This window comes from Pseudoalteromonas sp. MMG012, from assembly GCF_018100875.1.
Classification (GTDB): Bacteria; Pseudomonadota; Gammaproteobacteria; order Enterobacterales; family Alteromonadaceae; genus Pseudoalteromonas; species Pseudoalteromonas aurantia.
Map to the genome: position 1 here is coordinate 1 of NZ_JAGJEF010000123.1, position 7,622 is coordinate 7,622.

9 protein-coding genes and 1 pseudogene are annotated in these 7,622 nt (G+C 38.6%); 7 read left to right on the forward strand and 3 right to left on the reverse strand.

The window, feature by feature from the left end:
- The first annotated feature begins 149 nt into the window (after positions 1–149).
- The gene (locus J8L97_RS21970) at positions 150–611 is read left to right on the forward strand and encodes an N-acetyltransferase (RefSeq protein WP_211052790.1); all 462 of its coding nucleotides are present in this window, start codon (positions 150–152) and stop codon (positions 609–611) included.
- Between the two features lie 189 nt (positions 612–800).
- Positions 801–1,712, forward strand: coding sequence for a hypothetical protein (locus J8L97_RS21975; protein ID WP_211052791.1), 912 nt, complete (start codon positions 801–803; stop codon positions 1,710–1,712).
- Between the two features lie 25 nt (positions 1,713–1,737).
- Here the strand turns inward: J8L97_RS21975 and J8L97_RS21980 are convergent, their stop codons facing one another.
- Positions 1,738–1,908, reverse strand: a complete 171-nt coding sequence (locus tag J8L97_RS21980; RefSeq protein ID WP_211052793.1) for a hypothetical protein — start codon at positions 1,906–1,908, stop codon at positions 1,738–1,740.
- Positions 1,909–1,949: 41 nt separating this feature from the next.
- Between J8L97_RS21980 and J8L97_RS21985 the strand changes: the two genes are divergently transcribed.
- Complete coding sequence (locus J8L97_RS21985) at positions 1,950–2,168, forward strand: helix-turn-helix domain-containing protein (protein WP_211052795.1); 219 nt, start codon at positions 1,950–1,952, stop codon at positions 2,166–2,168.
- Between the two features lies 1 nt (position 2,169).
- Entirely contained in the window at positions 2,170–2,688 is a 519-nt protein-coding gene (locus J8L97_RS21990; RefSeq protein ID WP_211052797.1) for a Clp protease N-terminal domain-containing protein, read from the forward strand.
- Positions 2,689–3,055: 367 nt separating this feature from the next.
- Here the strand turns inward: J8L97_RS21990 and J8L97_RS21995 are convergent, their stop codons facing one another.
- Complete coding sequence (locus J8L97_RS21995) at positions 3,056–4,168, reverse strand: DUF3466 family protein (protein ID WP_211052799.1); 1,113 nt, start codon at positions 4,166–4,168, stop codon at positions 3,056–3,058.
- 573 nt (positions 4,169–4,741) lie between these two features.
- Between J8L97_RS21995 and J8L97_RS22000 the strand changes: the two genes are divergently transcribed.
- The 3 genes from J8L97_RS22000 to J8L97_RS22010 all read left to right on the forward strand — a co-directional run bounded on the left by J8L97_RS22000 (position 4,742) and on the right by J8L97_RS22010 (position 6,569).
- The gene (locus J8L97_RS22000) at positions 4,742–5,335 is read left to right on the forward strand and encodes a Crp/Fnr family transcriptional regulator (protein WP_211052801.1); all 594 of its coding nucleotides are present in this window, start codon (positions 4,742–4,744) and stop codon (positions 5,333–5,335) included.
- 172 nt (positions 5,336–5,507) lie between these two features.
- Positions 5,508–5,945 carry a hydrogenase gene (locus tag J8L97_RS22005; RefSeq protein ID WP_211052802.1) on the forward strand — a complete coding sequence of 146 codons (438 nt, stop codon included), beginning with the start codon at positions 5,508–5,510 and terminating at the stop codon, positions 5,943–5,945.
- 141 nt (positions 5,946–6,086) lie between these two features.
- Positions 6,087–6,569, forward strand: a complete 483-nt coding sequence (locus tag J8L97_RS22010; RefSeq protein WP_211052803.1) for a GNAT family N-acetyltransferase — start codon at positions 6,087–6,089, stop codon at positions 6,567–6,569.
- Between the two features lie 34 nt (positions 6,570–6,603).
- Here the strand turns inward: J8L97_RS22010 and J8L97_RS24140 are convergent.
- Positions 6,604–6,714, reverse strand: a pseudogene (locus J8L97_RS24140) (IS110 family transposase); the annotation flags it as partial.
- Positions 6,715–7,622: the final 908 nt, after the last annotated feature.

Consider the following 7,622-nt stretch of genomic DNA (forward strand, 5'->3'; position numbering starts at 1 on the left):
GCCTCTGCCTTGTATAAAATTCAATCAAGCTGCTGTAAAAACGAACCTGAAAGATCAACAACCCCTAATAATCGGGTATATATTCTTATTAAAAACCATAGCTAGTATCAAATGAGAAAACTTAGATTTACAGTTCAGGTTAAAATTTAATGATAGAACAGCTTAATAATTCACAACACTCAGTCGCGAGCCAAATATACGGTGTTTTTCAAGATTCTTATAAAATTGAAGCGGCGCTGATTGGCACGATACATTTCCCGCCACTGTCTCGTAGTGTACAAAACATAGAATCGGCAACGACGTTATTTTATGGTTATTTTGAAACCAATGTGCTTGCCGCCGTGATTGAAATTTCGGTAACCGACACATTATTAAGCATTGAGAGTTTAACGGTTTCCCCCCAATTTTTCCGCAAAGGCATTGCTCATAAGTTACTGAATTTTATTATTAGTACATATCAGCGACCTGAAGCCATTGTAGAAACGGCTGCAGTGAATACGCCAGCCATTAATTTATATCGTAAACAGGGTTTTAGAGTGTTTAAAACGTGGACTCCAGCGCATGGCATTGAAAAGGTAGCTATGTTAATGAAAAATGGACAAAGTACATAAACTTTATTCTGATTCAAAAATATTTTTACTTTTCTTATTGAATTGTGTTGGTATTTCACGCTTTTTAAGTTTTTTTAAAACAATTTCAGTCGCTTCATATTTTATTCTCATTTAGTTTGTAAGTTAAATTATTGTAACAAATGTGAGCCATTTCATATTTGTGGGCTACTGAATTATGGACAGTTAATCATGCCAAATATTTCAATGAGAAACTTTATGACATTGGTTGAGGGAGCGCATGGAGGCTTTCGACAATCAGTCTCTTCACTGAACAACATCGTCATACTGCTAGGGGGTAATGCGCAAAATAGCCCTGATATACGCAATATCAATAACCGCACCGCAATGAATATTGAAGCGCAAATTCACATTTTACCTGTGGATAAATTACAAAGATATCGGCTAGCTTTAATGTATATAGGGACGTTATTAAATATCGATAGTTATGCTCGACCGACAAACTACACAATGCGATTTTCTGGTTTTGAATTACAATGGTGGCAATTTCGTCATCAGACTCATGGTATGACTCGTATTGATAACGCCCGATATATGTTTAAACATCAATTTAGTTTTGAAAGTACCAATGGGGATGATAATACCTTCAATCATTGCCTAACGCGTGAACATATATGGTATCCAACAGCAAGAGCGTATGATCCATCCTTTAACCAATTATTAAGTCGTGTCCAGCAAAGCTTTGTACAGCCACCAAATGGCTCTCAGGGGACAGTGATCCGGGATGATCATTCAACCTTTAATCCCGATTACATAGTGAGACGACCACTGATGATGGGCAGAACGATAGAGGTTAGGCAGAGATACCAATATTTGCAGCCTGGACGTCAATGGACAGATATACCTGGCGCGTCCTATTTAATAAAAAAAGGAGTGCGTTGGGGAGCCGGTGGCGATCCTTGCTATTTTTTCTCAAAAGAAAATTACGCGCCAGAAAATACCCAGCCATTTCACTTTGAAGTTGAAATAGCCATTGGTAATGAACCTGTAGCGACGTTCAATCGAATGCCATCGCGCGGCTCTTGCACACACAATTCAATGAGTAGGCAAAGGGAGATCAGAGTGATAGCAGATGGGAGTTAGTACGTAAATTCCCTTAATGTCATTATTAAAAATCGTTGCTACTTACTGCTTTAATTTGAGTAGCGCGACTATCAATACAGTTACTGGCCATAAAAGCTACATTCATTAAATTGATCAATATAAGTAATGCTTTGGCTTCAAATACGTCGCTGCTCAGTGTCATCACAATCAGTATATCTTCAGTGATTTCTGTCAACTAAATTTGACAAAACACATGTTGTCAATTAAATTTGACACATGACAGATATAAAATCACTTCCTAACCCAAACACCCCTGAAGAGGCACTGGCTGCCGTAACGTCTTTGCGGTTACTTGCCGATCAGCTCGAACGACGAGCTGTAGAAGAGGCGGTAGCGCAGGGCTGGACATGGGCGCAAATAGCACAAGCACTGGATATAACACGGCAAGCGGCACACAAACGCCATGCCGCATTTATCAATAAAAAGGAGACGTAGCATGATCAGTTCTTTTTTTAGAAATATAAAAATGAAAATTCAAGATATGAAAACGATCAGTCAATTATGTCTAGGCGCTGAGCAATATGCGCAACAATATGGAGAAAACAGACCGGGGGCAGAACACTTTTTGTTGGCGAGCTTAGATTTACAAGATGGCTCGGCGCAAAAAGTATTGGCAAAACTAGGCGTTAATCATATTGATGTAAAAGAAGCATTGAAAGCGCAACATAATAGTGTGTTAGCGAGTATGGGGGTTGGGAGCGAAGTGATAAACCTTGCAAGTGATATGCCCAAAGAGACTAACCCTAGCATTGCATTATATGATACTAAGCCTTCAGGCCAAATGGTCATGAAAAAGCTCTACGAGAATAACAAAATGAGGAAGACACCGCTTAAGAGTATACATGTGATTGAAGTGGTATTATCTATGCAGTATGGAACGGCAATCAGGGTTTTACAAAACATCGGGGTAGATTTAGAGGCGTTAAAAAAGGTAACGCGCGCTGAGTGTTACTAATTAACTCAGCTCTGGATGAGCGAATTTGCCCAATAAAGCTATTTTTCTCACTCTCGGCGTTGCTTTCATTTGTAATAGCCCGCTATTACTGCATAAAAGCGCCTTGATATTGAATAAAATATCATCATTGGATTGTACGTAAGTTTGTTTACAAAATATTGCCTATTCCAAAACCCTTATCCAAACATGAGGTTAATTATTAATCATCTGGCTAAGCAAGGAGTTTAGATCATACCTTATTTCGCAGTTGCAAAATTATACAGGATTGACGGTGTATCTTTTATAACACCTCCATAATTTTAACATATGAAGGTGTATAGTAAATTCGTCAGTTAGCCCATATTTATGGCCTAACTAAATGAAGTGATCATCGTTGCTTAAGGACAAAGCCACGCGTGTGATTATTTACATCACGGTATAAGCCCACAATGTCACCATGATCATTGATTGCCGTGGCTTCAAGTAATGTTCCTGGTACATCTGTGACTGTATTTAAATCGATGAGCTCGCCTTTATAATACACGATGGCCAATGAACCTCGGTCAGGGTTTGATGACATGCCAACGGCTGTTCCTCGTTTGTTTATATCTTTAAATGCAGAGCGTTCTCGTTCACTATCGCCGATACCACCAACCACATGGGCTGTAAGACCACCGGTGACCGACGGATACCAAATTGTTGCTTGAGAAGGTCTAAATGCTTTGGGGGCTTGAGCGCCTGCGATCATACCATAATCGTTAATCTCATTGGCTTCAGTCCAAATAGAATCCGATTTTAATAATAACGACACACCTTTACTTGTTTGAATAAAGGCGCGATTTGGTTTGTAAGAATAACGTTCATATTCCATACCAACCACATCACCTAAATTATTGGTGGCAGAGGCTCTGCGAAAAAACGCTTTATGCTCGTGCTTTATTTGCGCGTCACTGTGTGTATTTTGCCACTCAACCATAACATCTTTATCATCATTGTTCTCAATCCAACCCACAATATAGCCATGATCATTGATATCAAACGCTTGGCTAGACGGTGAGTGTTTGGTTGAATTAAATGGCAACGGGACAACTTGGCCTTGCTCAACGAAAAAAGCGTGATAGCCTGAATGACGCATACCATTAATTTTACCGATAAAGTGCTCATTGCCAACGATGTCACCGTGCTTATTAATGGCAACAGCCGTACTTTCGATGGAATCTGGGTGAGATGATCCTAAATCAGTCATCATGCCAGCTTGATAAACAAATGCAAAACGACATGTCATCGGGTCGCCTGATATTTTGATACACGCTTTTTGTTTGCTTCGCGTTGACCAACCTACAATCTGTCCTGCGTTATTGATGTCAAATGCAGCGGTTTGTGGCCCACCTAATGACCCAATATCTTCGAAGGTATAAGACAATTCACTCGCTTGACTTAAACATGCGGTTAAAACAGAGATAGATAATACAGAACGAACCATTGTTTTAATGTAATTCACAACATAACTCCTTTAAGCATACATTAATTAAATTTCTGGTGCCTAGCTGCACCAGCGCTGACTACTTTATAGAAAGGACTAGTAAAATCAATTGATTCAATACATTTGTATTAATACCAATGTATTAATAAAAATACAGGGTGTAATCATATAGCTCCGATATTTCGTCTACGATTTATGAGTATATTTATTAATACATTTAGCTGTGGTGTACCCTAAAAGGTTCACTGTTTTTCACTCGAATTTAAGTGAGTTAATACCTCGAGTGAAGCACGTCATGTCGCCTGCTATCATGCTGATATGACTTCAGGTTTCCTGCCTTTCGTCAATCAGCTTCGCTGTTCCAAATTGCTCAAGATAATTTGGTCATCGGGACTCATTTTGAATCAACGACTATGAATCAACGACTACGACCCCATTGATTTACATTGATTTAGAAGATGGAAGTGGTGTTACTTCAGTTTATCGGTTGTTTCTTATGATGGCTTTTCAAAACTTACACTTGCCATGCTTATCACCAGCATGGATACTAAAAACTCATTTGGCTAAATCAATCCCAATAACTGTAATTCTATGAAATATTTTAGAAAAATGATTAAGCATTATATTCCTGTCAATGATGATGAGTGGGCTTATGCCTGCGGAATATTTGACATAAAACATGTCAAAAAAGGAACGACTGTACATCACGCAGGCGACGTGTTTAGTGAGATATGGTTTATTAAAAGTGGTTTAGCCAGGTCGTATTTAAGTGACATGAATGGCAAAGAACACACTTGGCAACTCTATTTTCGTGGAAAAAGTAAACATGGTTTAAACCACTTTATGGACGATAGTGTGAGCTTTTCTGAAAAAACAGGGTCAATGCTTAATTTTGAAACTCTTGAAGATTCAGTTTTTTATGTAACGTCTCTGGAAGCGCTTAATAAGTTTATATCACAAGAAAAAAAATGGGAGCGTTTAGCTAAAATATGGATACATGACACCTATTATTCTGCAACATACAAACGAGTGCTTTCTCTTATGTCAGAGACTGCTGCCCAAAGATATGATCGTTTACTTAACGAGTACCCTTTTATTTTTAAACAAGTTAAGTCTTATCATATAGCTTCTTATCTCGGTGTGGCTCCTCAGACATTGAGTAAATTAAAAAATGAATCTAGGTGAATGAAGTTTAGTATTTCGTTGTTTACCATGTGTTTTTTCAATGGAGATTAACAATGAATACCTTACAAAACTTTAAAAGCCAACATGAACAAAGCACCGCGCTTTACATTGGCAACGTCTGTAAAGCACCTAGCGCCACAGCACTTAGCGTTATGCGACCATAAGGAACATCATGATAGAACTTACACAAATAGGTGCACAACTCATCTTTATTGGCGTCGTCTTTTTCGTTGTCGGCTTAATACAAGGTGCGTTGATACCAACAGTAAAAAATTCTCGTATGGCGCTTTCTGGTCATATGACTGCGGTTCAGTGCGGGATGGCGCTGGCAATCTTTGGTATTATTTGGTCGCTGGTTGTGCTGCCTTTATTTTTAGAAGTCTTTGTGGCGTATGGGGGTGCATTGGGATTCACACTTATCTGGCTGGGAATAACGGTTGCATCTGTAACAGGTGCAAGTAAAGCCCTTCCGATTGCTGGCGCTGGATTTTCTGCAACCGTGACGAGCGAATTGACGGTTAAGATTATGGTACGTAGTGGGTCACTACTGTCACTCATCGCGTGTACTTTGTTGGTTTTTGGATTACTGCCAATACTTGGGCAGTCGTAATAAATACATAATAAAACCATAGCAAAGCCATCAAATTGACTCCCTTTCGTCTCGCTTTTTAGGCTTGGCGCAAGCGCCGCTCTAGCCCGAAAGGACTCTGGTTGTCGGCTGATGGCAGTGTTATGTCTCAGAGGTAGAAGTATGTCTATTAATTTAATAACTGAAAACGCTTGGGTTGATATTTTAAACATCCAAGCAGAGGCTTATGTAGAAATTGAGCCCGAAGATGTCAATATTCTCAAAAGTAAGTGGCTTTTATCACCCACAACTTGTGCAGTGTATAAAGAAGGTAATAATATTTTAGCCTACTTATTAGCACATCCGTGGCCCAGTGAAATACCTCCTAAATTACATGAAGAATGCGCTATAACAGCTAGTTCAAACTTGTACTTACATGACCTAGCTTTAGCGAGAGAATCAAGAGGCAAAGGGATAGCAAAGGAGTTAGTGACAAACCTAGTTGATATAGCCAAAGCACAAGGGTTCAATAAAATACTATTGGTCGCGGTTCAAAATTCAGGTGGTTTCTGGAGTAAGTTTGGGTTTATAAATATACCTGATGCAGTCATTTGTCCAAGCTATGGTCATAATGCAAAGCTCATGGTTTTAGAGTTAAAGACGTAATCAGAGACTATGGCGTTAATAGCTATTTTTAAGCTTTTGGCTTCCTGACTGAGATTAACTTCACATATTGTGTATTTAAAACGGAGTTAGGTTGTATTGTTGACATTATCGCCATGTATAAAACAGTTCGTACTTGATGTCGTCCGACTTAGATTTCCCCCCTGAATGACATTGAATGACATTGAATGAAATGAAACAGGTATAAAATGTGATTGAGGGGCAAACAACGCCTCCACTTATTTCCATTTCTATCGGTTTCTTATATGCAAATCAACGACTACGACCCCATTGATTCGCGGTTCAAAATTCAGGTGGTTTCTGGAGTAAGTTCGGGTTTATAAATATCCCTAATGCAGTCATTTGTCCAAGCTATGGTCATAATGCAAAGCTGATGGTTTTAAAGTTAAAGACTTAATCAGAGACTATGGCGTTAATAGCTATTTTTAAGCTTTTGGCCTCCTGACTGAGATTAACTTCTCATAGTGTGTATTTAAAAACGGAGTTAGATTGTATTGTTGACATCATCGCCATGTATAAAACAGTTCGTACTTGATGTAGTCCGACTAAGATTTCCCCCCTGAATGGCATTGAATGAAATGAAACAGGTATAAAATGTGATTGAGGGGCAAGCAACGCCTCTATTTATTTCCGTTTCTATTGGTTTCTTATATGTAAATCAACGACTACGACCCCATTGATTCGGAGGAAAGGTGAATTAGCCATGTAATTAATCCTAAATGCATGTTTAAATAAACAGTGGTTGGATAACGGCTTTTTGCAAGGTGTTAAAGTGCCTATTTTATCGGGGCTATTCCGTACTAATATGAGCCTGCAAAATAAGCGTTTGTATTTGTTCTTATTTTATATTATTTTGACAGAATTAAACGGGACACTGACCTGATTTTAGCGATAGAAAACAAGGCCAGCGTCCTTCTAAAAAGCTGTTATATTTCTAAGGAAGGTTATGAGTTGTATCGACCAATTAAATGATGATGTAAAAATCAGTCTATTCTCGTCAGTATATTTAAAAAATTATTTTTTGTGGATTGGTTC

Excerpts from the sequence above, each read along its gene's own strand:
- J8L97_RS21970 (WP_211052790.1), top strand. The coding sequence starts at position 150 with ATGATAGAACAGCTTAATAATTCACAACACTCAGTCGCGAGCCAAATA.
- J8L97_RS21975 (WP_211052791.1), top strand. The coding sequence starts at position 801 with ATGCCAAATATTTCAATGAGAAACTTTATGACATTGGTTGAGGGAGCG.
- J8L97_RS21985 (WP_211052795.1), top strand. The coding sequence starts at position 1,950 with ATGACAGATATAAAATCACTTCCTAACCCAAACACCCCTGAAGAGGCA.
- J8L97_RS21990 (WP_211052797.1), top strand. The coding sequence starts at position 2,170 with ATGATCAGTTCTTTTTTTAGAAATATAAAAATGAAAATTCAAGATATG.
- J8L97_RS22000 (WP_211052801.1), top strand. The coding sequence starts at position 4,742 with ATGAAATATTTTAGAAAAATGATTAAGCATTATATTCCTGTCAATGAT.
- J8L97_RS22005 (WP_211052802.1), top strand. The coding sequence starts at position 5,508 with ATGATAGAACTTACACAAATAGGTGCACAACTCATCTTTATTGGCGTC.
- J8L97_RS22010 (WP_211052803.1), top strand. The coding sequence starts at position 6,087 with ATGTCTATTAATTTAATAACTGAAAACGCTTGGGTTGATATTTTAAAC.